This window comes from Bradyrhizobium sp. HKCCYLRH3073, assembly GCF_051167995.1.
In the GTDB taxonomy this organism is placed as follows: domain Bacteria; phylum Pseudomonadota; class Alphaproteobacteria; order Rhizobiales; family Xanthobacteraceae; genus Bradyrhizobium.
The window spans coordinates 85,019-109,350 of the sequence record NZ_JBNPUD010000008.1; the positions used below are offsets into that span (position 1 = coordinate 85,019).

At 63.1% G+C, this 24,332-nt stretch carries 25 protein-coding genes; 13 read left to right on the top strand and 12 right to left on the bottom strand.

The window, feature by feature from the left end; translation table 11 throughout:
- The first annotated feature begins 60 nt into the window (after positions 1-60).
- Genes ACQR1X_RS19620 through ACQR1X_RS19630 form a run of 3 tightly spaced genes read left to right on the top strand, consistent with a single transcriptional unit; the run spans position 61 to position 1,925 of the window.
- Complete coding sequence (locus ACQR1X_RS19620; RefSeq protein WP_434899414.1) at positions 61-990, top strand: Ku protein; 930 nt, start codon at positions 61-63, stop codon at positions 988-990.
- Entirely contained in the window at positions 987-1,301 is a 315-nt protein-coding gene (locus ACQR1X_RS19625) for a hypothetical protein (protein WP_434899415.1), read from the top strand. Before ACQR1X_RS19620 ends, ACQR1X_RS19625 begins: the two co-directional genes overlap by 4 nt.
- Positions 1,302-1,319: 18 nt before the next feature.
- Positions 1,320-1,925, top strand: coding sequence for a cell envelope biogenesis protein TolA (locus ACQR1X_RS19630; RefSeq protein ID WP_434899416.1), 606 nt, complete (start codon positions 1,320-1,322; stop codon positions 1,923-1,925).
- Positions 1,926-1,935: 10 nt separating this feature from the next.
- Here ACQR1X_RS19630 and ACQR1X_RS19635 read toward each other — a convergent pair whose 3' ends face one another.
- Complete coding sequence (locus ACQR1X_RS19635; protein ID WP_315753992.1) at positions 1,936-2,199, bottom strand: hypothetical protein; 264 nt, start codon at positions 2,197-2,199, stop codon at positions 1,936-1,938.
- Positions 2,200-2,441: 242 nt separating this feature from the next.
- On the opposite strand from ACQR1X_RS19635, the gene ACQR1X_RS19640 reads away from it, so the two are divergent.
- Both ACQR1X_RS19640 and ACQR1X_RS19645 read left to right on the top strand, forming a co-directional pair.
- Complete coding sequence (locus ACQR1X_RS19640) at positions 2,442-3,296, top strand: DUF3883 domain-containing protein (RefSeq protein ID WP_434899417.1); 855 nt, start codon at positions 2,442-2,444, stop codon at positions 3,294-3,296.
- 151 nt (positions 3,297-3,447) lie between these two features.
- The gene (locus ACQR1X_RS19645; protein WP_434899488.1) at positions 3,448-3,738 is read left to right on the top strand and encodes a KTSC domain-containing protein; all 291 of its coding nucleotides are present in this window, start codon (positions 3,448-3,450) and stop codon (positions 3,736-3,738) included.
- Between the two features lie 20 nt (positions 3,739-3,758).
- On the opposite strand, the gene ACQR1X_RS19650 is transcribed toward ACQR1X_RS19645, so the two are convergent.
- The 3 genes from ACQR1X_RS19650 to ACQR1X_RS19660 are packed head-to-tail and all read right to left on the bottom strand — an operon-like array spanning position 3,759 to position 5,245.
- The gene (locus tag ACQR1X_RS19650) at positions 3,759-4,493 is read right to left on the bottom strand and encodes an SOS response-associated peptidase (RefSeq protein WP_316237009.1); all 735 of its coding nucleotides are present in this window, start codon (positions 4,491-4,493) and stop codon (positions 3,759-3,761) included.
- Positions 4,494-4,495: 2 nt separating this feature from the next.
- Positions 4,496-4,945 (bottom strand): hypothetical protein, encoded by a 450-nt coding sequence (locus tag ACQR1X_RS19655; protein ID WP_316175083.1) that lies wholly within the window; start codon positions 4,943-4,945, stop codon positions 4,496-4,498.
- Between the two features lie 9 nt (positions 4,946-4,954).
- The gene (locus ACQR1X_RS19660) at positions 4,955-5,245 is read right to left on the bottom strand and encodes a hypothetical protein (RefSeq protein WP_434899418.1); all 291 of its coding nucleotides are present in this window, start codon (positions 5,243-5,245) and stop codon (positions 4,955-4,957) included.
- A 1,153-nt stretch (positions 5,246-6,398) separates the two neighbouring features.
- Between ACQR1X_RS19660 and ACQR1X_RS19665 the strand changes: the two genes are divergently transcribed.
- Both ACQR1X_RS19665 and ACQR1X_RS19670 read left to right on the top strand, forming a co-directional pair.
- Positions 6,399-7,487 (top strand): HD domain-containing protein, encoded by a 1,089-nt coding sequence (locus ACQR1X_RS19665; RefSeq protein ID WP_434899419.1) that lies wholly within the window; start codon positions 6,399-6,401, stop codon positions 7,485-7,487.
- A complete protein-coding gene (locus tag ACQR1X_RS19670; RefSeq protein ID WP_434899420.1) occupies positions 7,471-8,409 on the top strand; it encodes a nucleotidyltransferase domain-containing protein in 939 nt (312 codons plus the stop codon). Before ACQR1X_RS19665 ends, ACQR1X_RS19670 begins: the two co-directional genes overlap by 17 nt.
- Before the next feature lie 125 nt (positions 8,410-8,534).
- Here ACQR1X_RS19670 and ACQR1X_RS19675 read toward each other — a convergent pair whose 3' ends face one another.
- From ACQR1X_RS19675 to ACQR1X_RS19695, 5 genes are all read right to left on the bottom strand, one after another.
- Positions 8,535-9,671 carry a beta family protein gene (locus ACQR1X_RS19675; protein ID WP_434899421.1) on the bottom strand — a complete coding sequence of 379 codons (1,137 nt, stop codon included), beginning with the start codon at positions 9,669-9,671 and terminating at the stop codon, positions 8,535-8,537.
- A gap of 23 nt (positions 9,672-9,694) precedes the next feature.
- A complete protein-coding gene (locus ACQR1X_RS19680; protein WP_434899422.1) occupies positions 9,695-10,969 on the bottom strand; it encodes a helix-turn-helix domain-containing protein in 1,275 nt (424 codons plus the stop codon).
- A gap of 112 nt (positions 10,970-11,081) precedes the next feature.
- Positions 11,082-12,278 carry a cytochrome P450 gene (locus ACQR1X_RS19685; protein WP_434899423.1) on the bottom strand — a complete coding sequence of 399 codons (1,197 nt, stop codon included), beginning with the start codon at positions 12,276-12,278 and terminating at the stop codon, positions 11,082-11,084.
- A gap of 270 nt (positions 12,279-12,548) precedes the next feature.
- Complete coding sequence (locus ACQR1X_RS19690) at positions 12,549-17,384, bottom strand: DUF3320 domain-containing protein (RefSeq protein ID WP_434899424.1); 4,836 nt, start codon at positions 17,382-17,384, stop codon at positions 12,549-12,551.
- A 94-nt stretch (positions 17,385-17,478) separates the two neighbouring features.
- A complete protein-coding gene (locus ACQR1X_RS19695; RefSeq protein WP_434899425.1) occupies positions 17,479-18,123 on the bottom strand; it encodes a glutathione binding-like protein in 645 nt (214 codons plus the stop codon).
- Positions 18,124-18,213: 90 nt separating this feature from the next.
- Here ACQR1X_RS19695 and ACQR1X_RS19700 point away from each other — a divergent pair, with 90 nt between their 5' ends.
- Positions 18,214-18,876 (top strand): TetR/AcrR family transcriptional regulator, encoded by a 663-nt coding sequence (locus tag ACQR1X_RS19700; RefSeq protein WP_316179810.1) that lies wholly within the window; start codon positions 18,214-18,216, stop codon positions 18,874-18,876.
- 4 nt (positions 18,877-18,880) lie between these two features.
- Here ACQR1X_RS19700 and ACQR1X_RS19705 read toward each other — a convergent pair whose 3' ends face one another.
- The gene (locus ACQR1X_RS19705; RefSeq protein WP_434899426.1) at positions 18,881-19,846 is read right to left on the bottom strand and encodes a 2-hydroxyacid dehydrogenase; all 966 of its coding nucleotides are present in this window, start codon (positions 19,844-19,846) and stop codon (positions 18,881-18,883) included.
- Between the two features lie 88 nt (positions 19,847-19,934).
- Here ACQR1X_RS19705 and ACQR1X_RS19710 point away from each other — a divergent pair, with 88 nt between their 5' ends.
- The 5 genes from ACQR1X_RS19710 (at position 19,935) to ACQR1X_RS19730 (ending at position 22,955) form a co-directional block, all read left to right on the top strand.
- Entirely contained in the window at positions 19,935-20,258 is a 324-nt protein-coding gene (locus ACQR1X_RS19710; RefSeq protein WP_434894603.1) for a hypothetical protein, read from the top strand.
- Positions 20,259-20,357: 99 nt separating this feature from the next.
- Complete coding sequence (locus ACQR1X_RS19715; protein WP_315802570.1) at positions 20,358-20,726, top strand: YciI family protein; 369 nt, start codon at positions 20,358-20,360, stop codon at positions 20,724-20,726.
- Complete coding sequence (locus tag ACQR1X_RS19720) at positions 20,723-21,994, top strand: RNA polymerase sigma factor (protein ID WP_434899427.1); 1,272 nt, start codon at positions 20,723-20,725, stop codon at positions 21,992-21,994. Before ACQR1X_RS19715 ends, ACQR1X_RS19720 begins: the two co-directional genes overlap by 4 nt.
- A gap of 97 nt (positions 21,995-22,091) precedes the next feature.
- Complete coding sequence (locus ACQR1X_RS19725; RefSeq protein WP_434899428.1) at positions 22,092-22,505, top strand: DoxX family protein; 414 nt, start codon at positions 22,092-22,094, stop codon at positions 22,503-22,505.
- A gap of 30 nt (positions 22,506-22,535) precedes the next feature.
- Entirely contained in the window at positions 22,536-22,955 is a 420-nt protein-coding gene (locus ACQR1X_RS19730; protein WP_434882351.1) for a VOC family protein, read from the top strand.
- A 5-nt stretch (positions 22,956-22,960) separates the two neighbouring features.
- Here the strand turns inward: ACQR1X_RS19730 and ACQR1X_RS19735 are convergent, their stop codons facing one another.
- Positions 22,961-23,407 (bottom strand): hypothetical protein, encoded by a 447-nt coding sequence (locus ACQR1X_RS19735; protein WP_434894600.1) that lies wholly within the window; start codon positions 23,405-23,407, stop codon positions 22,961-22,963.
- 4 nt (positions 23,408-23,411) lie between these two features.
- A complete protein-coding gene (locus ACQR1X_RS19740; RefSeq protein ID WP_434899429.1) occupies positions 23,412-24,209 on the bottom strand; it encodes an SDR family NAD(P)-dependent oxidoreductase in 798 nt (265 codons plus the stop codon).
- Positions 24,210-24,332: the final 123 nt, after the last annotated feature.

Here is a 24,332-nt window from a genome sequence, read left to right on the forward strand (position 1 = left end):
CGGAACCCGGCGCTGTCATTCGTCTTGAATCTGGACCGTTGAAACCGGAGTTCCGCGTACATGGCCCCCCGCGCCAATTGGAAAGGCTTCCTGCGCCTGTCGCTCGTCACCTGCCCGGTGGCCCTCTACCCGGCCACGTCCGAGTCCGAGAAGATCAGCTTCAACCAGCTAAACCGGACGACCGGCCACCGGATCAAGTACGTCAAGGTCGATGCGGACACCGGCGAGGAGGTCCCCAACGAGGACATCGTCAAGGGCTATGAGCTCGAGAAGGGCGAGTACATCGAGGTCTCGAAGGAAGAGCTCGAGGAGATCGCCCTGGAGTCCACGCGCACCATCGAGATCGACGAGTTCGTGGACAGGGCCGACATCGACCCGCGCTACCTGATCCGCCCCTACTATCTGCGCCCGGATGGCAAGGTCGGCCATGACGCCTTCGCGGTGATCCGTGAGACCATCCGTGAGATGAACAAGGTCGCGATTGGCCGGATCGTCCTCACGAACCGCGAGCACATCATCGCGCTGGAGCCGATGGACAAGGGCCTGGTCGGCACTCTGCTGCGATACCCTTATGAGGTGCGGTCGGAGCAGGAATATTTCGAAGAGATTCAGGACGTGAAGATCACGAAGGACATGCTCGACCTCGCCCGGCACATCGTGAACCAGAAGGCCGGGACGTTCACGCCGAAGAAGTTCGAGGACCACTATGAAACCGCGCTGGTTGACCTGATCAACCAGAAGCGTGCGGGCAAGACGATCCGCCCGAAGGACCGGCCGAAGGGGGAGAACGTGGTCGATCTGATGGAGGCGCTGCGCCGCTCGGTCGGGCAGCAAGCGCAGCCTTCGGAGGCGGCCAAGCCCGCGAAGAAGCCGAAGAAAGCTGCTGCCGGCCAGAAGGAGATGTTGATGCCGATCGCCGGCAAGAAGGCTGCCGCCAAGGAGACACCGGCGAAAAAGCCAGCCGCCGGCCGTCAACGGAAATCCGCTTGAAGCATCCCGTAACTCCGGACGGGCGCTACTTCGTGGTCCGCGGGCGCCTTTGGCGAATGGCTGATCCGAGGCTTGGAGAGACCGAGCGCTCCGATCTGACGCGCCAGCTGATGTCGGCCAGGCGCGCCGTTCGAGCGGCCAAGATGGCGGAGGACCCTAAGGACGAAGCCGCGGCACACCGCGCTGTGGACCAAGCCAAGAGAGCGCTGGGGGAGCGGGGGCCGGTCTGGTGGACGGACGACTCACCCGATTTCAACCGCCACATGGCGAAGAACACGCCTTACGCCACATGGTACGCTGAAGTCTCATGATCGTGCAGGTAAACTCCCGTGCCACGTAAGCTGAAAACCTATCAGACCTCGCTCGGATTTTACGATCTCGCGATCGCTGCGCCGTCCATGAAGGCCGCGCTCGAAGCGTGGGGCGCCGGCAGCAATCTTTTCCATCAGGGAGCGGCCAAGGAGACCGACGATCCGGACATCGTCGCCGCAACCTTGGCGAAGCCAGGCGCGGTGCTGAAACGCCCGGCCGGGTCGAGCGGCCGCTTCGCCGAGCATGCCGACCTGCCTGACCTAGACGGCGGGTCCGCCAGCGCGAAAAGAAAGCGGCCTCCCGCAGCGAAGAAGAGGACGGCTCCCGCGCTCAGCGTCGAAGGGGCGCGCAAAGCCGCCGCGGAGTTCGAGCGCGAGCAGAAGAAGCGCGAGGCCGAACGGCGCAGGGAAGAGGCGGCGCGGGAGAAGGAGCAGGCCAGACGCGAGAAGCTGGTCGCAAAAGCCCAGGCGGGTCTGGAGCTCGCGCAGCGGCAGCATAAGGACCGTTCGGAAGCTCTCGAAACCGAGCGGCGCGATCTGGAGAAACGGATTGAAGCCGAGGATGCGCGCTGGGCGGCCGAGCGGGAAAAGCTACAGGATGCGCTGCACCGGGCACGGAGCTAGCTCTGTGGCGCTATTCCGGCGGGCACTCCGGACAGGTGTCTCCCAGCGAACCGAGGACATTGAGGATCTCTGCGACGGCTTCGTTGGCCGTAATGTCGTCCGGATGATCCTGACGGGCGATCTCGACCGCGCGATGGTGAGCGTGCGGGTCCATCCGGTCCTTCGCCCAGCCGTGCTCCTCGCATTCGTGGATAGCGCCGGCTTCTTGGAGGACATGGATGGCCCAACCCCGCAGACTTCGGATTCCAGCTCGTCGTTCGGTCGTCGTCAGCATAGAAATCACTCCACCCGGACGAATCCTTCCGCCCGCCTCATCGTTCCGTGCGGCTAGCGAGCATCAGGGATTCGAATCTGGCGATGCTGACCTGGAGCCAGGCTGGAATGTGCGGGCGGACCTCTATCGAGGAGATCGAATCGCACTGAGGCCGACTCAAAAACACAGCCGCCAAGGGCGCCTTGGTGAATTGCGGATCTAAAGGTCCATGGTACGATTCTAGTGGGCACGGGAAGCGATCGGTGAATACCAAAGGCTCGGCGCAAGGATCCAAGGTAACTGACTGGACAGCCGAGCAGGTTGCCGTCGTGGTCGCAAACTACTTCGCGCTTCTCGAGAAGGAGCGCGCCGGCGTGAAGCTCAACAAGGCCGACTTGTACCGCAGACTGGCACCAGAGGTGGGCCGCTCCGAGAAATCGATCGAATGGAAACTTCGGAACGTATCCGCGGTCCTGGACGAGCTTGGGATCGCCTGGGTCTCTGGGCTGGTGCCCGCGCATAATTACCAGGATTCCCTAGTGGAGGCAGTAGAGATCCAGTTAGAACAACATCCGCAGGTTCTCACTAACCCGATCTCCGTGACGCCGCGTTTTACGCCTGCGGGAGCGCCTGTCTTGGTCCCACCACCTGCGTTCCTGAATTCAGACATGCAGGACCGTCATCCGGTGCTGCAGCGCCTGGTCCGGAAATACGACCCGGCGGCGAGGGACGAGCTCAACCGCTCCCTGGGGCGCGCTGGCGAGGAAATGGTGTTCAAGTTCGAATTTGATCGGCTCTGCCGGGCTGGCCGGCGGGATCTCGCCAAGGAAATGGATTGGCCCGCAGATCGCGGCGAAGATCATCGAGGCTATGACGTGCGATCTTTCGAACCGCATGGCGAGGAGCGGCTACTCGAGATTAAAACCACAAACGGGCACGCGCGGACTCGATTCTGGTTGTCGCGCACCCAGTACGAAGTTGCGGCTCAGAACCCGTCGACTTACCGCGTCCGGCGAGTATATCATTTCCAGAACGGCGTTCAGATGTTTGACGTCAAGCCACCACTCGACGCCAGTCTAGAACTCATCCCGGACAAGTACGCGGCGGTGCCCCGGTAAACTATATCGCGGTGCGGCATACTCCAGCCTAAGTTGCCGGCTGAGCACCGACGTGGAGGACGAACTAGCACCTGACGTCTACAGTGGGAGGTCCTGCATGTACAGGGGCGCCGTATTGATCGCAGCTTCTTTGGCCGGCGCTAGTTGGGCGATGGCGGAAGTCATCGACGTCAAATACTACGGCAAGCTAGATCTCGCGCCATTTTCCTGCACCGAAGTCACAAGGAGCAGTCTCGTTAACCGCGCGTGTTACGACAAGTCCCAGCAGTTCATGGTGGTGCAGCTGAGGTCGGTATACTACCCATACTGCGAGATGCCTCCAGCGACATTCGAGGCATTTTTGGCTGCGCCATCCATGGGTCAATTTTACAACGCGAAGATCAAGGGCTCCGGATCGGACGGGCCGTATGATTGTCGTACGCACCGCACGCCCAAGTACTAGGTGCGCGTGTCGACAAACGCCTACGCTCCGCCGCCGGTGTCCTCCTTGAGGCCGCGAGCAACGATCCGAAGCGCGCCGTCCGGAAGAGGCCGCTGCAGCGCCTTGGCCTCGTCCCATGGCGCGCGCATCCAAACGTCGTATTCCTCTGCCGTAGTCAGGATCACCGGCATCGCCTTCGGATGGACGGGGGCGACCTCGGCGTTCGGCTCGCAGGTGAGGAAGCCGTAGACGTCGATCGTGACCTCGCCTTCCTTAGCTTTGCGAACCGACGTCCAGGTCGTCCAAAGGCCGGCGAACGCCAGCAGAGGCCGGGTCTCGTCCGTGGCGAACCACACCGGCACCTTCTTGCCGTCGATGGTGTCGTACTCGGAAAAGCTGGTGAACGGCACCAGGCACCGATTCTCTTGGCTAAGCCAGCGCTTCCAGTGCGCGCTGGTGACGTTCCTGATGTTGGTCGTCCCGCTGTCCGGCTCCAGGCGCAGTAGCTCCTTGAAGTCGACGGCCTTGCCCTTGGCCTCGAGTTTCTCGGCGCGCTTCTTCGTCGCGTCCATGAGCGCCTTGGCCGACGACGGCATGCCCCAGCGAGCCATTGCGAGCTCGAGGCCGGCGGCCGAGCTGCGGACGATCGGCGCCGGATAGTCGGGAAAGATGCCGGGCATGGACGGCAGATTGCCGGTTCGGTCGTTCCCCTGCGGCACCCCAAAAAGCCGCCGTATCGCGTCGGCGTTCTTGGTCATCGAGTATAGGTTGCACATCGTCAGGTCTCCGGAGCGGCCTGGCGAGGGCGCTGCGCCAACTGTAACAGCGTCGCCGGCGGCCGGCGATTGGCCGCCGCACACCGGCTGCACCGGAGCCGGCTGGCTAGGTCGTGGACGAAAGTGGTCGGCGGATGATGAAGGGTGGTCAGGTCGACGTCCCGCCGCGCCTTACACCGGGAGCACTCAATCTCCAGCCACGGGTAGCCGCCGCTGATCGCCTGGTCGATCGCCGGCGACGGGTCGACCGGGCCGCCGTTGGCCCACATGCGTTCGTTCCAGCTTTCGCAGAGAAGCTTGTCGGCTTTCCGGATCAGCGCCTCGCCCTCGGCCCGCGCATCGGCGGCCTGCTCGGCGAGGATGGTCGTCATAGCCCGTGCCCGGCCGAGCTCCTTCTGCAGCGCCTTGCGGTCGCCTCCACTGAGCGGCGTCGGGTGACGTTTAGGCGCCATTGGACGTGGTCAGTCGAACGACGGCCAACAGCCGTCCTCTTCGTAGCGCCCAGTCCTATGGGTGCAGGTGTCGTCCAGGAGGCGTTGCCGGACCCCCCGCCAGACCGCCTCCGCACCGTAAAGGCGGAGGGCATCGGCCTTTTGAATCTCGACGATCCGGCCGCACCGCCGGCAGTCAACCCGCAGCACGTGGCCGGGCACCTGACTGAGCCGCAGTAGCCGCTCGGAGGTGCCGGGGCCGGCTTGTCCGCCGTCGGCGCCCGCGGCCTCCAGGAGGGCTTGCCAGTATTCGTCAGGCAAATCGTCTCCCGGAGCCAGCCCGCGCACGGGAAGGCTCTCCCTGCCAACGCGGCGGGCTATATGCTCCATCTGTTTCCGTGTCGGCATACGCCAGCTGGCGGGGCGGTCGATCATGGCAGAATGAGAACATATGAAGAACTTTGAGTCGAGTCCCCCATAGGGACATCTATTGAAATTGCGCCTGATGCCGTCCGAGTTCGGCCGCGTCGTTTGGGTAACGGTCGTGAAAGGCTTTGCAGAACAACGATGCCGTTCTTTCCCAAATGGATTCTTAGTCCGCTGATTTTCTTGGTTTTTTTCGCTTCCCTAGGGAGCGCCATTCCCCGGCGCTCAACCCTTCATCTCCGACCTGACGACGCGGCTCCTCAGCCTCGCGGCGCATTCCTGCGTCCGAGCTTTGCTCATCGAGGCACCCTTCATAAAGAAGGGCGCAGGGAAGGCCGGGTGCAGGCCGCACCCATGGCCCGCCTGCAGAAAGAAAAGCAGGCGGCAGTCACCACAGGATTGGCCGAACAACCGGCCTTCCCTGCGCGATGGGTTGAACGGCTGCTCCGTGCTCTCCCAGGGGACCGGGCTTGCTTGCCCCCGTCATCGGCATGTCGCCGACCAAGACACCAGCGTCGGGGTGTCGGGACCACACGGCTTGACCGTCCGCTTGAAGTCGTTCGTCCGCACGCGAAACGCGTACGCCGACCCCAGGCGGCCACCGCATCTCCCGCTCCACGGTCCGTGACGATCGCGAAACGCCCCTTCAGTGAGCGGAAGACGGCGAGGAGCATCGTTCTGATTTGCCCGACGGCACAAGGCCGGATTTGCCCGACGGAATGCGACAAACTGGCAGGACGGGCAGTTTGGCATGGGTCGCATGCAAAATGGCCTCGAAGAAGCTCAGGGCAAGAATAGACTGTGAGCTGACGAATACATCTCAGCTGGCGCTTGCTAAGATACGTCGGTTGGTCCGAGTCGAGGCGTTGAGTCTGGAAAGGCCGGTGTCGTTGACCCCCGACGGTTCGGAGGGGCATGGTCGCCGCAAAGTTTCGGAACTGGTTGTACAGACCGGCTGGTGCGGACGATATCTGTCGTAGACCCAGCGTCAGCTCCTGGCCAACTGGCTAATCTACTAAAATGCAAACCGGACCGGATCGGATATCAGGTGATACAACGTTCGTTTCCCGCTGAGAATATGAATGCGGAATATCTCCCCGATTATGATTTCTCCAACCCCATGGATCCGAAATCCTGGGGCTCGGTAGATCCGTTCTTTCTCGAGCTTGTTTCGGAACCTGCATTCCAGCGCCTTCGTTACATCCGTTTTTTGGGAGGTATCGATTATGTTCTTGTGCAAAACCCAAATGGCGTTTGGGGTAATACGCGCTACACGCGTTTTCAGCATAGCCTGGGTGTTGCACGGCTCGCTCTGATGTATGCACGTGCCTGCGAACTGTCCGACAGAGATCGGCGTCTGATTTTTGCAGCTGCGGTTTTGCATGACATTGGCCATGCGCCGCTGTCTCATTCCCTTGAGCCGGTATTCAAAGAAGTATTCGATATCGATCATCATCAGGCAACGAAGGATATCATTACGGGCAATGCTCCCGCTGGACGATCGTTGTTGCAATCCTTAAGGAACAACGGCGTCGATGTTGACCGGCTTATCGCACTCATTTCAGGCGAAGACGATAGCTTTCATGCCTTCTTCTCCGGTCCAATCAACTTTGACACTATTGAGGGGATACTGAGAACTAGAGTCTATATCAAGCCAGCGATTAGTCCTCTCGCGCCAGAGCTGGTGGTTTCTGCCGCTGTAAGTAGATCAAGCATATCAGATCAACAGGCTGTTGATCAGTTTTGGTCGTATAAAGATCAAGTCTATACGCATGTGATAAGCTCGAAGGCCGGTGTGTTGGCAGATCTCTCTTGTCAGATTTCCATGAGGCAGCACTTAGGAGTTCTAGTGCGAGATGATTACTTTTCTACGGAAGACGCGATCTTTCGGAAATTGCCTGGTCTCCGCGATTTGCTGAGGACGCAAACTTTTGGTGACTTGGTGAGAACATCGATTGGTGAGGTTATCGAAGTTCGCAAAAGAAGATTTTTCGTGGACCCCACTGGCGATTTCTTCCGGCGAGAAGATCGGCGCCGTTACTCGCAAACGCGTAAACGCGAAATGATGCCGGTTGAGCCTCGCGTAACCGAGGTGATATTTGAAATGGGAGATTTGTTCGGTGACCAACGCGATTGAGCGCGCAAAGTGCTATTCCGTGAAACGGTTGGAGGAGCTGCGTAGCAGCATTGCCAATTTCGTTCCTCCCGCCGAAATGGTCCTCGTTAACGGCTCTTATGCGCGGCGAGAAGCTTCCGAGGGCTCTGATATAGACTTCTATATCGTGACGACCGGGGCGAGGCCCGAGACAGCGCCCGATTGGGTTCGTGACGTTAAGGCAAAAATTGAGCAGGTCGTGCCGATCGAGCCCGCAGAGGATGGAGCTTTCGCAAAAATCGAGCCGCGGGCAACTCTTCTGCACAATATTGGTGGAGAAAACGATAGCAACCAGAATATCACCCGGCGCATGCTTCTTCTGTTGGAGGGGGAGTGGCTATTCAACGAGGCCGGACTTAAGAGCGTTCGTAGGTCGATTCTTGAGCGATACATCGCTGAGACGATTACCGACCATCAACTCGCGCTCTTTCTGCTCAATGACATTGTTCGTTACTATCGCACGATGGCGGTTGATTACGAATTCAAGACGGTCGAAGGTCCAAAGAAAAAACCTTGGGGTATTAGGAATATCAAGCTGATATTCTCGCGAAAGTTGTTATACGCCAGTGGTCTATTTAGCGTTGCAGCGACGGCTGACTTGCGCCGGGATAAAAAGATAGAGGAGTTGGAAAGGCTGTTCGACATGACTGTGATCGACCGCTTGCTAGACATTTGCGGCGAGCACGACTGTCGTCAGGTATTAAAGAGCTACGATCGTTTTTTGAGTCAACTTGAGAAGCCGGAGATTCGCGAGCATCTCAAGTCTCTGACCAGAGAACAGCGCGACGATCCGATCTTTCGAGATCTGAAGAACGAAGGGCATCATTTCACACGTGAACTGCTTAAATTGTTTGAGCGGACATTTGATTCAACTCATCCCATTAGACGTGCGATTATCTTCTAATAAGTTCATTGACCCTTTGATCGCGCCGCGATGGGCCACGAAAGTGGCCGTCATTATCCGTTCAAGACAAATCTTGACCAACGACACAACGGACGAACGATAGGACAAGCTCCGAGTGGGTTCTGTTAGGCAAAAAGGTTTTGTTGTTCTGGCAGGGGACTGGTTTCGAGTTGCGGAAATGTGACGCCACGGACTGTGCCTATGTCAGTGACAACTCGAGTGATGTGGTGCGTGGTATTAATCCCGCGCCATTCCTTCGCAGTCCCGGGCCCAACCAAACCTTTGCTAACGAGGTAGATGCGGTTGTCTGCCGTTGAGAAAGTACGACCAGCAAAATGACCGCTTGTGACAATCGCTTCTGAGACCGCTCGCATGGCGCTTGCCTGGGTGCCAATCTCCGGGCCTCGCTGAATCAGCCAAGCATCCGCGATGGCATACCGATGATGTCTAATCGCAGGGGCGCCGCCTGCGCGGAACACCATCTTAGCGCAATCGGCCGCGTAGTCCCCAAAGATCATATGATCAGCGGTTTCCGGTGCAAACCGGATGGCCTTCCGCCAGGCGAGCCATTCGTTCCGAGGAACATGGCAGAAGGAATCCGGTTCGGCAGGATTGTGCTCCGGATAATTCGTGCCCTGAAAGACGATCTGTTGCCAACGGGCAGTTGCCTGGAGGGTCTCCATCACGCCGGTGATAATCGGAGCGACGATATCCGCCTGGCTAAAGTCGTCGCCTGAGAAGTCCGCTATCACAACGCAGTCTTCTGGCGTAAGACGAAGTTTTTCGAGTGCTTTCAGGCCTTTCTTCACGAGTTCGGCATCGGTCAGATCGCCGGAAGGTACCACCAATCCGAGTTTCAAGGAATATCGGGGTTCGACAGCGGCCTTGTAGGCTTCCAGATCGCGGTCGATCAAAAGATCATTCAACATCACAGTGGGGATTGCGTGGACCTGTGACTTTCGTGCGGCTTCGAACATTTTGGGCAGCCACAGGCCCATGCGATCTCGCCTAAACTCGCTGACAAGGTGCGTTGCTTCCACCAAGACCTCGCGGCGGAACCAATGCTGCCCGAGCGCCGCGCTGACATCCGGGAACGGATCGCTTGCAAATAACTTTGGTTGCAGCGCGTCGTCACGTTCGAGTTGAGGGGGGATAATCATGCGGGGCGTAATCCGGTCGGCGATCTCCGGCGCTAGATCGCGAATACCCATAAGCTCGCCCGCCTTCATACGCAGCGCCGGGACATAAAACGGCTTTCTCATAACTACCATTATCATCTCCAACTTTAGGCCAGGAGTTGCTCGCGCACCGTTCCTCTGCCTATCTTGTTTGAGAAAAGTGTGTAGTCGTTTCTTTCCATCCGAACTCGCCCGAAAATAATGGCGGGATGGATTTTGATTTGGCTTGCCAGCTTTTCGATTGGTTCGGCTGTCCTTGCGATACGCGCCGGAGTGCGTGTCCATATCTCGTCTGGAATGAGCAGATTCGAGGCAAACGCGTTAGCCTCTTTTTCGAATTCATCCGTTCCAGTTGAGGCTATGTCATCAAAGAAGCCAGATGCAAGGCCAGTTCGAAAGTGCAAAATGATATGACCAACTTCGTGCAGTAATGTGAACCAGAAATTATCAATCGCATCGCGTAGGAGCGTGAGCCCGATAACGGGAACGTCGTCGGCAAGAAACGCGGCGCCGTCAACGCGCATTCCCGGAATTTGTGGTTCGGCGATAAGAACGATCCCGTTTTCCAGTAGTAAGTCGCGGGCACGTTTGGGCCCATCGGGGAACTGGCTCAGCCGCACCAACTCTACGAGCCAGGACAGTTTGGTTGGCCGGTAGCGCGGCTTATGTCGGTCTATCAGGATCTCCGCGCGCCGCGTAATCTGCGCCTTCCAGGACAACAGGGACCAATCTTCTGAACGATCGACGACGTTTAGTCCAGTTCGCAACAATGACGGTGTACCGTACCGGGTAACATGGTCGCCAACGTAGCGTACAAGTTTTTCTATTGCAGTTTCGTCGGAATCCGCTTTTTCCAACCAACCGTTGGCGCGCGCGTGCCGGACAAGCTTGTTAAGGTCATCACGTTTGATGTCGTAGAGCGGTGTCGCATGCTGGGCAGGCACAGTGACATCGGTAAACTGCCAGCGAACCCCCAGCACCTGAGCGACTTTCTGGTAGTTCGACAGGCTGATGGAGCGATACTTCTCCGTCTCCCACCGTTGGATCGCCTGTTCACGCAGACCGAGCCGGCGGGCGAGGTCTTTTTGCGAAAGCCCCCTGATAATTCGGGCCGCAATAAGAAACGCTCCGGGATCATTTCCGGCGCGTTTCCTCAAAAGGTCATAATCCTTCTGCTTAGCGTTTTGATAGGCGAGCAACATAGAGGCTCGTTCACGCCGGTCGGTAACCAAGGATCGGCGCACACCTTCGATAATTTCGCGGGGAAGCCCCTCTACAATTGATTTAAGCACCTGCTCTGACGATAACGCCGAATCAAGCTCAGCTATTGCCTCCTCGGCGTCGCGAGCTTGACGGTCGGTCGAAATTAGAGCGAATACCATGAGCGGGGTAGAACACAACGAATATGTTGTGTCAATGCCTGACTAAGATTTCCACCAATCATGCACTGGCGGTGGCGCCCGTAGAAGCTTAAAGCCCCCTCGGAATCCTTCCCTATTCAAGCCTCACCGCCAACCCCAGCGGCCCCCGAAACCCGAACCCATGCCACCGCACGCTCTCCGCATCCACCAGCTCCATCCGCGGAAACCGCTCGAACAGCATCGGCAGCAGGATGGCGCCGACGGTGCGGCGGGAGAGGTGGGCGCCGGCGCAGTGGTGGGGGCCGTTGCCGAAGGCCTGGTGGGGGTTGGGGTCGCGCAGCGCGTTGTAGTGCTCGCCGTCGGTGAACAGCTCCTCGTCGCGATTGGCGGAGGCCTGGATGGTCATCACGGTGTCGCCCTTCGGGATCAGGCAGCCGCGGATCTCGGTGTCCTCCATCACCAGGCGTGAGCTCGCCTGGATCGGCGCCACCCAGCGCACGCCTTCCTCGAAGGCGGAGCGCCATTTGTCCTGCGCGCGGACGGCCTCTAACTGGTCCGGGTTGGTGAGGAGGCCGTAGAGGATCGTCAGCAGCGCGTCGCGCGGCTCGTTGATGCCGCCGCCGATCGCGATCTTGATGTTGGCGATGATCTGGCTCTCGGCAATCGGGTTCTTCGCGTTGACCATGAAGGACAGCGCGGAGGAATCCGGCGCGGCCTTCACGCGCGCCATGTTGGCGCGGATACAGCGGTCCATCTCCGCATTGGCGATATCGGACGCGTCGAACGGACCAGGGGTCCAGCCGAAATTGCCGGCGCCGTCGATCAGCGCCTGCGACCAGCGCTGCATGTCCGCATCGCTGGCGTCCGGGATGCCCATCACTTCAGCGAGGATGCGCGCGGCCAGGGGGCCGGCCAGCGCAGGGAACAGATCGACGATCTCGCCGCGCTGCAGCCGGTCGAGATATTCGGTGGCGAATTGGGTGTAGAGCGGCTCCCAGACGGCTTCGATCGTCTTCGGCATCAGGGCGGGCATCATCGCCATGCGCTCCGCGCGGTGCTCGTCGTGATCCTTGCGCATCAGGGTATGCGCGAGGAAGGCGCGCTTCATCGGCGTGTTCGGATCGTCGGACGAGAACAGCGCCGCATTGTCCTTCACATATTTGGTGTCGGCCGCCTTGGTGAGGAACGTCCGGCCCACCGACTTGACCCGCAGCACCGGCGCTTCGCGGCGCAGCCGCCGGTAGATCGGATAGGGATCGCGCGTCAGCTCCGCGATGGTGATGGTCTCGTCCAGGGGAGCCGGAGTCTGAGACAGGGTCGCGGTCGGCATGGGGCGCTCCTGTTGCGGTGCGGGCCAGCGCGTGTCGTGCCCGAGGATAGTGGCAGGGACGGAGCCGTGCAATCCCGCTCCGCTGCCCCGGGCAGGGACGAGCGCCTGATCTGAACGAGCTTCCGACCTCGCCAGTTCCGCTGCCGCGGCGATGCCGCCGCGGAATTCATGCCTCTGAAGAAGCGACCGGCCGGGGCCGTGGCCCGACCGCCGATCTCGGCGGCTGTCAGGCGGCGTTCGGGTCGTGAGGTCCTCGCAGCAAGTGGCGGGTCAGTCCTGCGCAGCCGGCGAGACCTCCTGCGGCTTCGTCAGCAGCTCTCCCTCGCGGCGCAGCTGTCCTGCGGCGAGAAGATCCTGGAGGCTGCCTTGCAGCACCTCGCGCAGCTGGGCGCTGGTCGAGCCGAAGCCGAACAGGCGGGCGACCGCCTGGATCAACTGGTCTTCCTCGGCGCCGTAGTTCTGCTCCACGACCTGCATGATGGCCGCCTTGATCTCGTCCGGCGGCAGCATCTCGGGCTTGCGCAAGGACTGTGACTGCACGTCCTCGCGGTTTCGAACGATGATCGCCTGGCCGGGCACGGCGTAGAACGGACCTCCGGCGATCTGTCCCTTCGCCACTGCCGACGTCAGCGCCGCTCGCACGGCATCGCGGATGCGATTGCCGGCGCGGGCAAGGCCCCAGGCCGATCTGATCCGGACGATGATCTCCGATTCATGCACCGGCCCTTCGACGGCGACGATCTCGACGACGTGCCGCGTCATGTCGCCGAGCGGCGTCTCGTGCGGCTCGATCTCCCGACGCACGCGCAGCTTCGCCTCTTCATAGGAGGCCACCGTCGGTGCCTGTGCGAGCATCTCCAGAGGGCGCTGCTCGGCCTGCTCCGGCGCCGGCACGGCGGGGTTTGGCGGAGGCTCGGGGTGAGCTCGCGCGGCCCCCTGGTCGATGTCCTGCCAATGCGCCTTTGCCGCCTCGATCGCGCGAATAACCTTGTCTGTCTCTTCCTTGGGACGGAGAAACCAGTCGGTCGACCAGATGCGATGCAGCACCCAGCCATGCGCTTCCAGCACGTTCTGCCGCAGGCGGTCGCGGTCTCGCGCCGAACGGGACGCATGGTACTGGGCGCCGTCGCATTCGATGCCGAGCAGGAAGCGGCCGGGCTTGTCGGGATCGACGACAGCGAGGTCGACGAAGAATCCGGCGGTGCCGATCTGGGTCTTCACGTCGTGGCCGAGCGCCCGCAGCCTGGCGGCGACCTGCTCCTCGAACACCGAGTCGGGATCGCGGCCGGTCTCCTGCGCGATGCCGAGCTGCCCGGTCTGCGCGAAGGTCAGGAACGTCTTCAGCGCGGCGATGCCGCGGCCCTTGGCGCGCGACAGGTCGATGTCGTCGCCGGTGATCGAGGAGAACACCTCGCATCGGAGCTTGGCGCGCGAGATCAGCACGTTCAGCCGGCGCTCGCCGCCGTCCGAGTTGAGGGGACCGAAGCTCATCGAGACGAACCCCTCCTTCGTTCGCCCATAGCCGATGGAGATGAAGATGACGTCGCGTTCGTCGCCCTGGATGTTCTCGAGGTTCTTCACGAAGAACGGCTCGGTGGCCCCGCGGACGAAGAAGCTCTCCGTTGCCGGATTCTCCTTGCGCAGGATTTCGAGCTGATCCTGGATCGCCTGGCGCTGTGCCACCGAGAAGGTCGCGACGCCAAGGCTGCGGTCCGGCGTCTCGCGCGCATGGCGCATGACGGCCTCGGCGACGAGCCGCGCTTCCCTGGGGTTGGTCCGGCTGCTGCCGCGTTCGTAGTGCGCATCGGGGGTGTAGTTGAACTTCAACCCCATTCCCGCAACCGCATCGTACGGGCTCGGCACGATGAACAGCCGGTTGTCGTAGAACTGCTTGTTGGACACGGCGATCAGCGACTGGTGCTTGCTGCGATAGTGCCAGTTCAGCATCCGATGCGACAGGCCCTTGGCAAGGCAGAGGTCGAGGATGCTCTCGGCGTCCTTGACCTGGAAGGTCGGCTGATCCTCGTCGTCATTGTCCTCGTCGTCATTGCCCGTCAGCTTCGCGAAGAACCGCGTCGGCGGCAGCTGCCGCTCGTCGCCGACGACCACCATCTGCCGGCAGCGCGCGACCGCACCGAGCGCGTCGACCGGCTCGATCTGCGAGGCCTCGTCGACCACCAGAAGATCGAAGGCGATCGCGCCGGGCTTGAGGAACTGTGCCACCGACAGCGGGCTCATCAGGAAGATCGGCTTGATCTGCTGAATGACCGGACCGGCCCGTTCCAGGAGCTGGCGGATGGGCAGATGATTGCGCTTCTTGGCAAGCTCGCCGTTCAGCACGCCCAGCGGCCCGATGCCGCCGGCGTTGCGCGGCAGGGCCGCCGCATGCTCGTGAGCGATCTGGTCGCGGGCCAGTTGCATGCGCGCGACGTCGAGCTTGCGAAAGCCGTCGACCAGCCGGTCGTGCGATTCGCCGTCGAACCGTTTCAGCTCGGGATGATCGGCGAAGATCACGCTGCGCATGGCGTCGTAGTACGACCGGTCGAAGGCGGCTTCGAGCGCTTCGCCCGGCAAGGAGCCGTCGAGCGTGCGGTCGACCAGCGCGGCGAGGCCTTGCGCGCGCGCAAGGCGGACCCGGCCCATGAACGCGATCCAGCGGGTCAGGCGCTCGGTCGCGGTCTGCCACTCCGACAAGGTCTGCGACAGGTCGGCCAACCGGATCTGGTCGCCGGCGTCGAGCGGGATGCGGGCAGGCTCCAGCTGGAGACAATCGATCAGCCTGCCGAGCCCGGACCTCAGACCTGCGAGGCCGTCGTCGAGCTGTTCGATGGATCGCCGATCATCGGCCGACAGCGTGAGCTGCGCCAGCCGCTGGCGCGTGTCGTCGTTTGCGAACGGTTTGGGGAATGCGGTCCACCAGCTCGCCAATCGGGACAACGCGTCCCAGTCCGACTGCTCCTTCTGCCACGCCGTTCCGAATGCGGTGCTGCCGGCGGCTTCGACCTCCGCGAAGGACCGGCGCGCGGCTTGCGCCGCGATGAGGCCGTCGAGCAGCAGAAGCCGCTGCTCGAGCGTTTTCGGCATCGGCACCTTCAGGTACGAGGCCAGCAGCGCCACCTGCTCGCGATAGCGCGGGCTGAGCAGGCGCAGCCAGGAGCGGCCCTTCTCGGCGATGACCTTGCGGCACTCGGCGATCGGTGCATCCCAGGCGGCCTCGACGAAGGCGCTCTCGACGGCCGTCCTCAGTTTCGCGTAACGCAGCCCCTTCTCGATGATGTCCGTGATGAGTCCGGCCTGGCTCCAGATGGCATTGCGGAAGGCGGTCCGGTCGCACTCCGGCATCGCGGCCGCGGCCTGCGCAAAGGCCAGTACCGCCGTGGCGTCGGCCAAGCTGGCCGGCGGCGGGAGATCGAGCAGCGTGCCGAGGCGGGCCGCGCCCGTGGAGACGCTGCCGACAACATTCGAGATGTCGTCCAGCGATCTCCGCAGCTCGGTCATTTCGGCGGGATCGAGCGCGTCGCGGCCGACACCGCGCCACGGATGCAGGTGAGGCGCGCCGTCGGCCGCAATTCGTTCGGCGAGTTCGGCGATCAGCTCGCGCCGTCGCTCCAGATCCAGGGGAGACCAGGACGGCGCCCCCTGCAACGGATAGGGAGGCTGCGCGGAGTTGTCTCCGCAGCGCACGAGATGACCGAGCAGCCTGAACGGTGTCAGCTCGCTCGGCTGGTGCGGCTGGTGCATCATGTCCGCATGCCGGTTGAGGCCATCACGGCTGTCGGTCAGGCGCTGCACCAGCGTGGGTTCGCCGCGCGGGACCGCGACCTCGGCCGATTTGCAGCGTTTCAGCTCCTCGAGCAGAACGCGCTTGTTGGCCTTGTTGGAGTGCAGCTCCAGCGCGAGCGCGCCGAGGCCGACATGCTTCAGCCGCCGGTGCACGACCTCGAGCGCCGCCATCTTCTCGGCGACGAACAGCACCGTCTTCCCCTCGGCGGCAGCCGACGCGATGATGTTGGTGATGGTCTGCGACTTGCCGGTGCCAGGCGGTCCCTTGACGACGAGGTCGCGTCCACGGACCACTTCCTCGATCACCACGGCCTGCGATGAATCGGCATCGACGACGTGGTTCATCGCCACCGGCTGGATGACGGAATCGATCTTGCCGTCGTCGGCCACGATCGGCTCCGCGCCCTCGAAGCCGTCCTGAAGCAGCGCTGCGATCAGGGGATGACGATCAAGGCCGCCATCTGCGGGCCAGTTGTCAGGGTCCAGATCGCGATACATCAGGAACTTGGAGAACGAGAAGAAGCCGAGGACGATCGCGTCCGTCCTGACCTCCCACCGCTGCTTGTTGGCGACCGTCTCTGCGACGCCGGCGAGATAGGCCGCGATGTCGACATCGTCCTCGTCGCCAAAATCCTCGATCTTGAGTCCGAACTCGGCGTCGAGCTTGGCCTGGAGCGAGAGGTTCGGCGACGGCGGCTCCGCGCGCGAGACCAGGTGAAACCGATCGGCGGCGCTGCTGCGTTCGAGACGGACGGGCAGCAGGACCAGCGGCGCGAAGCGCTCGACGTCGGATTTGTCGTCCTCGAACCATTTCAGCAGCCCGAAGGCGAGATAGAGGATATTGACGCCCTGTTCTTCCTCGAGCGTTCGTGCGTCGTACCAGATGTCCAGCAGGCGCTTCTGCAGCGCCTCCGATGACAGCCGGGTCCTGAGCCGGGTGTCGGGCTGCCGGGGCTCTGACTCCGAAGCAGCTGACTCCGAATCATCCTTTTGCTGGTCCAGCTTGACGCTCGGCGCGTCGGACCGAGGGGCCGGCAGGCTCAAGGGCAGGGTGCCGTCCGCTTCCGCAGCCTCCGCCTTCGCCGGCAGGAACGTGAAGCGCTTGCCTTCACCGAGAAGCTCGAACAGCGCAGCGGAGCGCGCGCCGACGATGTCGATGGTGCGGATGGTCTTGGTCTTGAGCGGGATGTGCACGAGCCGGTTGCGCGTGCCCAGATCGAGCAGCGCGCGCCGGTCCGCCAGCAATCGGTCTCGTACGGATGTGGTTGCCACGTGCAATCCTCCTGCGATTCGAGGATTGCAACCCGGCGTGATCGCGGTCAAGCATCCGGCGCGGTGGAGATGTGCTCGTGGAACAATGTTCAATCTCCCCGCAGAATTCATCTCCCCATAAAGGGGAGATGAATTCGTATGCGGTTCACGCCGCAGCCTTGTGCCGTGCCAGTTCCGCCTTGTAGAGCTCGAACTCCTCGGCGATCGCACGCGCGATCGACGGCCGTGCGCGCAGGCGCTCGTAATAGGCCTTCACGGCCGGCCATTTCGCGAGCTGGACCGGCGGCGTTGCCATGGTCCAGTTGATCACGGTGACGAGATAGGCGTCGGCGACCGTGAAATGATCGAGCAGATAGTCGCGATCCCGCAGGTGGTTGTCGAGATAATCGAGCCGCGACAGGTTCTTCTTCAGGACATGGGCCTTCATCTCCTCGGGCGCGGTCTTATCGAGGATCGGAATGAACAGGCCCTTGTGCAGTTCGGTGCCGATGAAGCACAGCCATTGATGCAGCCGGCTGCGGTCCATGCCGGGGCCGGTGCCGAGCTTCGCTTGCGGGAAGCGATCCGCGACATATTGCAGGATCGCGGCATTCTCGGTCAGCAGGTCGCCGTCATCGGTGCGGAGTGTCGGGACGAGGCCGAGCGGATTGACGGCGCGGAAATCGGAGCCGTCGTTGAGGACGATCTTGGTCTTGGGGTCGACCTCGAGATAGTTCGCCTTGGCGCCGGCTTCGTAGAGCGCGATGCGGGTGGCGAGCGAGCAGGCGAGCGGCGAGAAATACAGGTCCATGGACGTCTCCCTCGGGCTCCGGACCGGAGCATTGATTGATTTTTATACTGTCTCGCATAATATAATACCGGTCAAGGAATTTAGTGCGAAATGGTACAAAAAAAGAAGGGGCCGCCGCAGGGCGACCCGCCCCCCGATAAAGCGGTCGAGCCGAAGCGGCGCGGGAGGCCGCGGGCGTATGAGCCGGAGGTCGCGCTCGGCAAGGCGCTCGACCTGTTCCGGTCGACCGGTTTTGCGGCGACCTCGCTCGACGATCTCAGCGCCGCCACCGGCATGAACCGGCCGAGCCTCTATGGCGCGTTCGGCGACAAGCGCGAGCTCTACATCAAGAGCTATCAGCGCTATCGCGACAACGCGCGCGCCCTCATGGGCGACGTCTTCAGCAACGATTGGCCGGTGCGACGGCAGCTCGAGCAGATCTTCGCCACGGCGCTCGACATCTATCTCTCGGGCGAGGAGGGACCGCGCGGCTGCTTCACGGTGATGACGGCCGGCTCGGAGGCGGTTGCCGATCCCGACATCCGCGCCATGGTGCAGAACGCGTTGACCGAGCTCGACAAGGCCTTCGCGCACTGCTTCCGCCGCGCCAAGGAGAAGGGCGAGCTGCCGGCGGACGCCGACCCCGCCGTGCTGGCACGGCTGGCGTCGGCGACGATCCACTCGATCGCGGTCCGGGCGCGCGCGCGGGTGCCGCGTCAGGAGCTGGAGGCGATCGTCGCCGGCGCAATCGATATGATGATTGGCAAAAAATAGCGTTTCAATATCCCCTGACGCGATCGACCAGGTTGCGCAGCGCCCCGCCGGCCTCGAAGGTCGCGATCTGCTCGGCGACGTAGCGCGAGATCGCATCGGCGTCGGTGTCGGCCGCATTGTGCGGCGTCAGCACCACCTTCGGGTGGGTCCAGAACCGGCTCTCGGCCGGCAGCGGCTCCTGGCCGAACACATCGAGCGACACTGAACCGAGCGTATCGTCGTCGAGGCAGGCGAGGATGTCGGCCTCGTTCTGCAGGCCGCCGCGGCCGGCATTGATCAGGACGGGGGCGCCCAGCGGCGAACTACGCCGAAGCCTCACGAACATCCTGCGATCCAGAATGCCGCGCGTATCCGGCGTCAGCGGCAGCAGCGACACCAAAATGTCGGTCCGCGCCAGGAACGCATCGAGCTGCGCCGCACCGTGGAAGCACTCGATGCCGTCGGCCTGCTTTTCGCTGCGGCTCCAGCCGGCGACCTTGAAGCCGAGCCGCTTGAGCACCTCGGCCGCATCGATCCCGAGCGTGCCCAGGCCGAGAATGCCGACGCCGATCGCGGCCGCCGGCCACTGGTACTTCGGCGCCCAGCGCTTCAGTCGCTGCGACTCGCGCAGATACAGTTCCTGGCGATGATGCATCAGCACGTGCAGCACGACATATTCGGTCATCCGGGCGGTGAGATCATCGACCGCGACCCGGACCAGCGGCACGCTCGGCAGCGTCTTGTCGGCCATCAGCGCGTCGACGCCGGCGCCGAGGTTGAAGATCACGCGCAGGTTCGGGAAGCCGGCGAGCTCGCCGGGCACCGGTTTCCAGACCGCCGCGTAATGCACGTCGGCCGGATCGAGGCCGGCATCGGGCAGCAGCACCACCGGGCGGTCGCCGCAGACATCGTCGAAACGCGCCTTCCAGCGCTGCGGCGACCAGTTGTCGGTGCCGCCATGGATCAGGAGCGCCAGCGCGCCTTTGGTCATCGGAGGGTCCTCGAGCTTATGTGACGCGTTCCACATACCAGATCGTGCGGGCAGGCCAATCTCCGGCCATCAACACGGAGACATCGCCATGCGCAAATTGCTTCTCGCCACTGCTCTCGTCATCGCATCCGCCTCGGCCCAAGTCCCGGCTCAGGCCCAGACCATCGACGTCGGCTCGATCCTGTCGGCCAACGGCATTTCCATCGGCAAGGGCGGCGGTCAGCCGCAGGCCGGCAGTCAGCAGGGCGCCGCGGCCGGCATGGCGCAAGGTGCGGGTGGTCAAAGTGCCGCAGGGCAGGGCCAAGGCCAAGGTCAGTCGCAGCGCCAGGCCGGCCGGGCCAAGCAGCCGCGCGAGAGCGCACAGGAGACGCGGGCGCGCAACATCGCGGCCAAGTACGGCATCTCCTGGTAAGCCGGTCGTTCCGGCCCACGGAACCGGCGAAAATTCTTCGCCGGTCTGTCGGCTCCGGGCATACTCCGCCGTCTTGAAGACGAATGGAGATGCCTTCCGATGTTGTATGCGCTGCTCTGCTATCATGACGAGGACGTCGTCTGCACCTGGAGCAAGGACCAGGACGCCGCCGTCATGGCCAAGCTTGCCGTTGTGCAGGAGAAGCTCGCCAAGCAGGGGCGGCTCGGGCCGGTGGCGCGGCTGCTGCCGACCACGGCCGCGACGACCTTCCGGAAGGAGGATCCGCCGCTCGTCATCGACGGTCCCTACGCCGAGACCAAGGAGCAATTGCTCGGCTTCTATCTCGTCGACTGCGCCAATCTCGACGAGGCGCTCGAGGTCGCGCGCGAGCTCGGCGAGGCCAATCCCGGCGGCTCCTACGAGATCCGTCCCGTCGGCACGTTCAGGCCGGGCGGAGCGCTGGCATGAGCGACGCGGCCTGGATCGATGCAGCCCTGACATCAGCACGTCCCCAGGCCGTCGGCGCGCTGCTGCGCTATTTCCGCGACCTCGACACGGCGGAGGAGGCGTTCCAGAACGCCTGCCTGCGCGCTCTGAAGAGCTGGCCGCAGAACGGGCCGCCGCGCGATCCCGCGGCCTGGCTGATCATGGTCGGACGTAACGCTGCCATCGACGATGTCCGCCGCGTCCGCCGCGAGCAGCCGCTGCCGGAGGACGAGGCGATCTCCGATCTCGACGATGCCGAGAGCGCGCTGGCCGACCGGCTCGACGGCTCGCATTATCGCGACGACATCCTCCGTCTGCTGTTCATCTGCTGCCACAAGGACCTGCCGGCGACCCAGCAGATCGCGCTGGCGCTGCGCGTGGTGTCCGGGCTGACGGTGAAGCAGATCGCCCGCGCCTTCCTGGTCGGCGACGCCGCGATGGAGCAGCGCATCACCCGCGCCAAGGCGCGTGTCGCGCAGGCCAACGTGCCGTTCGAGACGCCGGGCGCGGTCGAGCGGTCGGAGCGCCTGACTGCGGTCGCCGCCATGATCTACCTGATCTTCAACGAGGGCTATTCGGCCAGCGGCGAGACCGCCGCGCTGCGCCAGCCGCTGTCGGAGGAGGCCATCCGGCTGGCGCGGCTGCTGCTGCGCCTGTTTCCGAGCGAACCGGAGATCATGGGGCTGACGGCGCTGCTGCTGCTGCAGCACGCGCGCAGCGCCGCCCGCTTCGATGCAGAGGGGATGCCGATCCTTCTCGACGACCAGGATCGTTCGCTGTGGAACCAGCCGATGATCGCGGAAGGCGTAGCCCTGATCGACAAGGCGATGCGCCATCGCCGCAGCGGACCGTATTTGATCCAGGCCGCGATCGCGGCGCTGCATTCGCGCGCCGCGCGCCCGGAGGACACCGACTGGACCCAGATCGACCTGCTCTATGGCGCGCTGGAAGTGGTGCAGCCCTCGCCGGTGGTGACGCTCAATCGCGCCGTTGCGGTGTCCAAGGTCCGCGGCGCCGAGGCGGCGCTCGACCTGATCGCGCCGCTCGAAGGGCGGCTCGCCAACTATTTCTATTTCTTCGGTGTGCGCGGCGCGCTGCTGATGCAGCTCGGGCGCACCGACGAGGCACGGACCGCCTTCGACCGCGCCATCGCGCTGGCGCACAGCTCGGCGGAGGCCGCGCATATCCGCATGCAGCTCGACCGGCTGATGCGCGACGGTGCGACGGCTCGGGCTCGGGTCGGCCAGTGAAATTCTGCCGAGATTCGATCTAAAATTCTGCACCGGGCTGTCGGTGGCACGCTCCTTCATTCGTCCTTGGAGCAGCATCACGGGGGAGGAGCTGCAGATGACGACGATCACCTTGGAAGAACCGGTCTCGCGCGCCGAATTGTGGAGCGGCCGCATCCTGAGCGGGCTGGTGACGCTGTTCCTGCTGTTCGACGGCGCGATCAAGCTCGTTCCTCTGCCCGTCGTCACGGAAACGCTGGACCAGATGGGCTATGGTGCCAGCGACGCCATGGCGCGTGCGCTCGGGCTCATCACGCTTCTCTGCACCTTGCTCTATATCCTGCCGCCGACAGCGTTCGTCGGCGCGATCCTGCTGACAGGCTATCTCGGCGGCGCCATCGCCTCGCATGTCCGGATCGGCAGTCCGCTGTTCAGCCACGTCCTGTTCGGCCTCTATCTCGGGCTGATGCTGTGGGGCGGCTTGTGGCTGCGCGACCGCCGGCTGCGCACGCTGCTGCCGCTCTCGCGCTGACGAATGATCTTTCAACCAAGGAGGATGACGATGATCTGTCCCTATCTGACGTTCAACGGCGATTGCGAACAGGCGTTGAAACACTACGGCGAGGTGCTCGGCGCCAAGGTCGACATGATGATGCGCTATGGCGAGGCGCCGCCGGAGATGCCGTCCGCGCCGGAGCACAAGGACAGGGTCATGCATGTCCGCTTCTCGATCGGCGACGGCGTCCTGATGGCCTCGGATTCGCCGCCCGAATATTATCAAGGCAAGCCGCACGGAATCTCGGTTTCGCTCCAGATCGCAGACCCGGCCGAGGCCGAGCGCAAGTTCAACGCGCTGCTCGCAGGTGGTGCCGTCACCATGCCGTTCGGCAAGACCTTCTGGTCGAAGGGCTTCGGCATGGGCGTCGATCGCTTCGGCATTCCGTGGATGATCAATTCCCCGGCGGATGGCTACGCGGCGTGAGGCCGCTAGCGGCAAGAGGCATACATCGCCTTGAGCTCGCGCCCGCGCAACAAGAGCAGCCGCGACGTCAGGCCGCCGCGGCGCTCGATCCAGCCGCGCACCGGCTTGGGATAGGTCTGCAGCACCAGCTTGGACGCCTCGGGTTCCGCATAAACGTGGCCGCGCCGGTCGACCGAGCGTGCGGCGTGGAAGCCGAGCGTGGCCCGCCGCGTCACGCAGATGCGGTCTTCGGGCACGACGCTGAGCACCAGCGTGCAGGCCGACAGGCAGGGGCCGTCGATGATGACGCGCTCGCCGGAAGCGCGCACCTTCTCGAACAGGTCGAGGAACGGTCCCACCTCGCCGCCGGGCGAGGAGATGATGCGGACGTCGGCGCGCGCCAGCATCGTCGCGATTCCCCACAGGAGGACGGCGAGCAGCAGGGTCAGGATGATGCGCGTCCGGCTCGGCATCGTTTCATGTGTTCCTGCGCTGGCCGCGCAAGGTCGGCAATCCGATTCCCGCGGCATCGAAGCCGCCATCGACGGCCAGGATCTGTCCGGTGATATAGCTGGAGCGTTCGGAGCTCAGAAACAAGATGGCCTCGGCGAGTTCGTCCTCGAGGCCGTAACGGTTGAGCGGAATGGCGTCGTGATAGTCGGCGCGGATCTCCGGCGTGTGCACGTCCTTGGCCATCGCGGTCTCCACCGGGCCCGGCGCGACCGCGTTGACGCGGATGCCGGCGGACGCGAGTTCGACCGCGAGCTGCTTGGTCAGATGCGCCAGCGCCGCCTTGCTGGTGCCGTAGGCGGAGCGCAGCGTGGAGGCGCGGACGGCCGAAATCGAGGTGATGTTGACGATGGTGCCGCCATGCTCGCGCATCAGCGGCACTGCGGCGCGTGTGCACAGAAACGGCCCGGTCAGGTTGACGTCGAGGATGCGTTGCCAGTCGGCTTCGCTGGTTTCCATGATCGGGGCGAAGCGCGCCACGCCGGCATTGTTGACAAGCGCATCGAGACGACCGAAACGGCCGGCAACGCGCGCCAGCGCATCGGCGACCATCGCCGCGTCCGCGACGTCGCAATGCAGCGCGAGCGTTCGATCGGGGGATTTGAGTGCCGACGTGGCATCGTCGAGCAGCGTCTTCTCGATGTCGAGAAGCGCCACGCGCCAGCCCTCACGCAGAAATCTCTTTGCTGTCGCGAGCCCGATGCCGCGTGCCGCCCCGGTGATCAGGGCGACCTTGTCAGTCAGCGTCGTCGATGTTTCCGTCACGGGGGTCGACTCCTCGGGCCGGCAGTCCGGCTCTTCTCGTCCTTGAGTCCTAACATGCGCTGCGCGGATCGGCTGTGAAGGCCGTCACATCTGTCAGTGTACGTTCAATCCATCTCCGCGCGA

Excerpts from the sequence above, each read along its gene's own strand:
- ACQR1X_RS19730 (WP_434882351.1), top strand. The coding sequence starts at position 22,536 with ATGATCTGTCCCTATCTGACGTTCAACGGCGATTGCGAACAGGCGTTG.
- ACQR1X_RS19720 (WP_434899427.1), top strand. The coding sequence starts at position 20,723 with ATGAGCGACGCGGCCTGGATCGATGCAGCCCTGACATCAGCACGTCCC.
- ACQR1X_RS19650 (WP_316237009.1), bottom strand. The coding sequence starts at position 4,493 with ATGTGCAACCTATACTCGATGACCAAGAACGCCGACGCGATACGGCGG.
- ACQR1X_RS19655 (WP_316175083.1), bottom strand. The coding sequence starts at position 4,945 with ATGGCGCCTAAACGTCACCCGACGCCGCTCAGTGGAGGCGACCGCAAG.
- ACQR1X_RS19675 (WP_434899421.1), bottom strand. The coding sequence starts at position 9,671 with ATGAGAAAGCCGTTTTATGTCCCGGCGCTGCGTATGAAGGCGGGCGAG.
- ACQR1X_RS19635 (WP_315753992.1), bottom strand. The coding sequence starts at position 2,199 with ATGCTGACGACGACCGAACGACGAGCTGGAATCCGAAGTCTGCGGGGT.
- ACQR1X_RS19680 (WP_434899422.1), bottom strand. The coding sequence starts at position 10,969 with ATGGTATTCGCTCTAATTTCGACCGACCGTCAAGCTCGCGACGCCGAG.
- ACQR1X_RS19645 (WP_434899488.1), top strand. The coding sequence starts at position 3,448 with ATGGCGGAAGTCATCGACGTCAAATACTACGGCAAGCTAGATCTCGCG.
- ACQR1X_RS19685 (WP_434899423.1), bottom strand. The coding sequence starts at position 12,278 with ATGCCGACCGCGACCCTGTCTCAGACTCCGGCTCCCCTGGACGAGACC.
- ACQR1X_RS19710 (WP_434894603.1), top strand. The coding sequence starts at position 19,935 with ATGCGCAAATTGCTTCTCGCCACTGCTCTCGTCATCGCATCCGCCTCG.
- ACQR1X_RS19725 (WP_434899428.1), top strand. The coding sequence starts at position 22,092 with ATGACGACGATCACCTTGGAAGAACCGGTCTCGCGCGCCGAATTGTGG.
- ACQR1X_RS19705 (WP_434899426.1), bottom strand. The coding sequence starts at position 19,846 with ATGACCAAAGGCGCGCTGGCGCTCCTGATCCATGGCGGCACCGACAAC.
- ACQR1X_RS19700 (WP_316179810.1), top strand. The coding sequence starts at position 18,214 with ATGGTACAAAAAAAGAAGGGGCCGCCGCAGGGCGACCCGCCCCCCGAT.
- ACQR1X_RS19715 (WP_315802570.1), top strand. The coding sequence starts at position 20,358 with ATGTTGTATGCGCTGCTCTGCTATCATGACGAGGACGTCGTCTGCACC.
- ACQR1X_RS19620 (WP_434899414.1), top strand. The coding sequence starts at position 61 with ATGGCCCCCCGCGCCAATTGGAAAGGCTTCCTGCGCCTGTCGCTCGTC.
- ACQR1X_RS19735 (WP_434894600.1), bottom strand. The coding sequence starts at position 23,407 with ATGCCGAGCCGGACGCGCATCATCCTGACCCTGCTGCTCGCCGTCCTC.
- ACQR1X_RS19695 (WP_434899425.1), bottom strand. The coding sequence starts at position 18,123 with ATGGACCTGTATTTCTCGCCGCTCGCCTGCTCGCTCGCCACCCGCATC.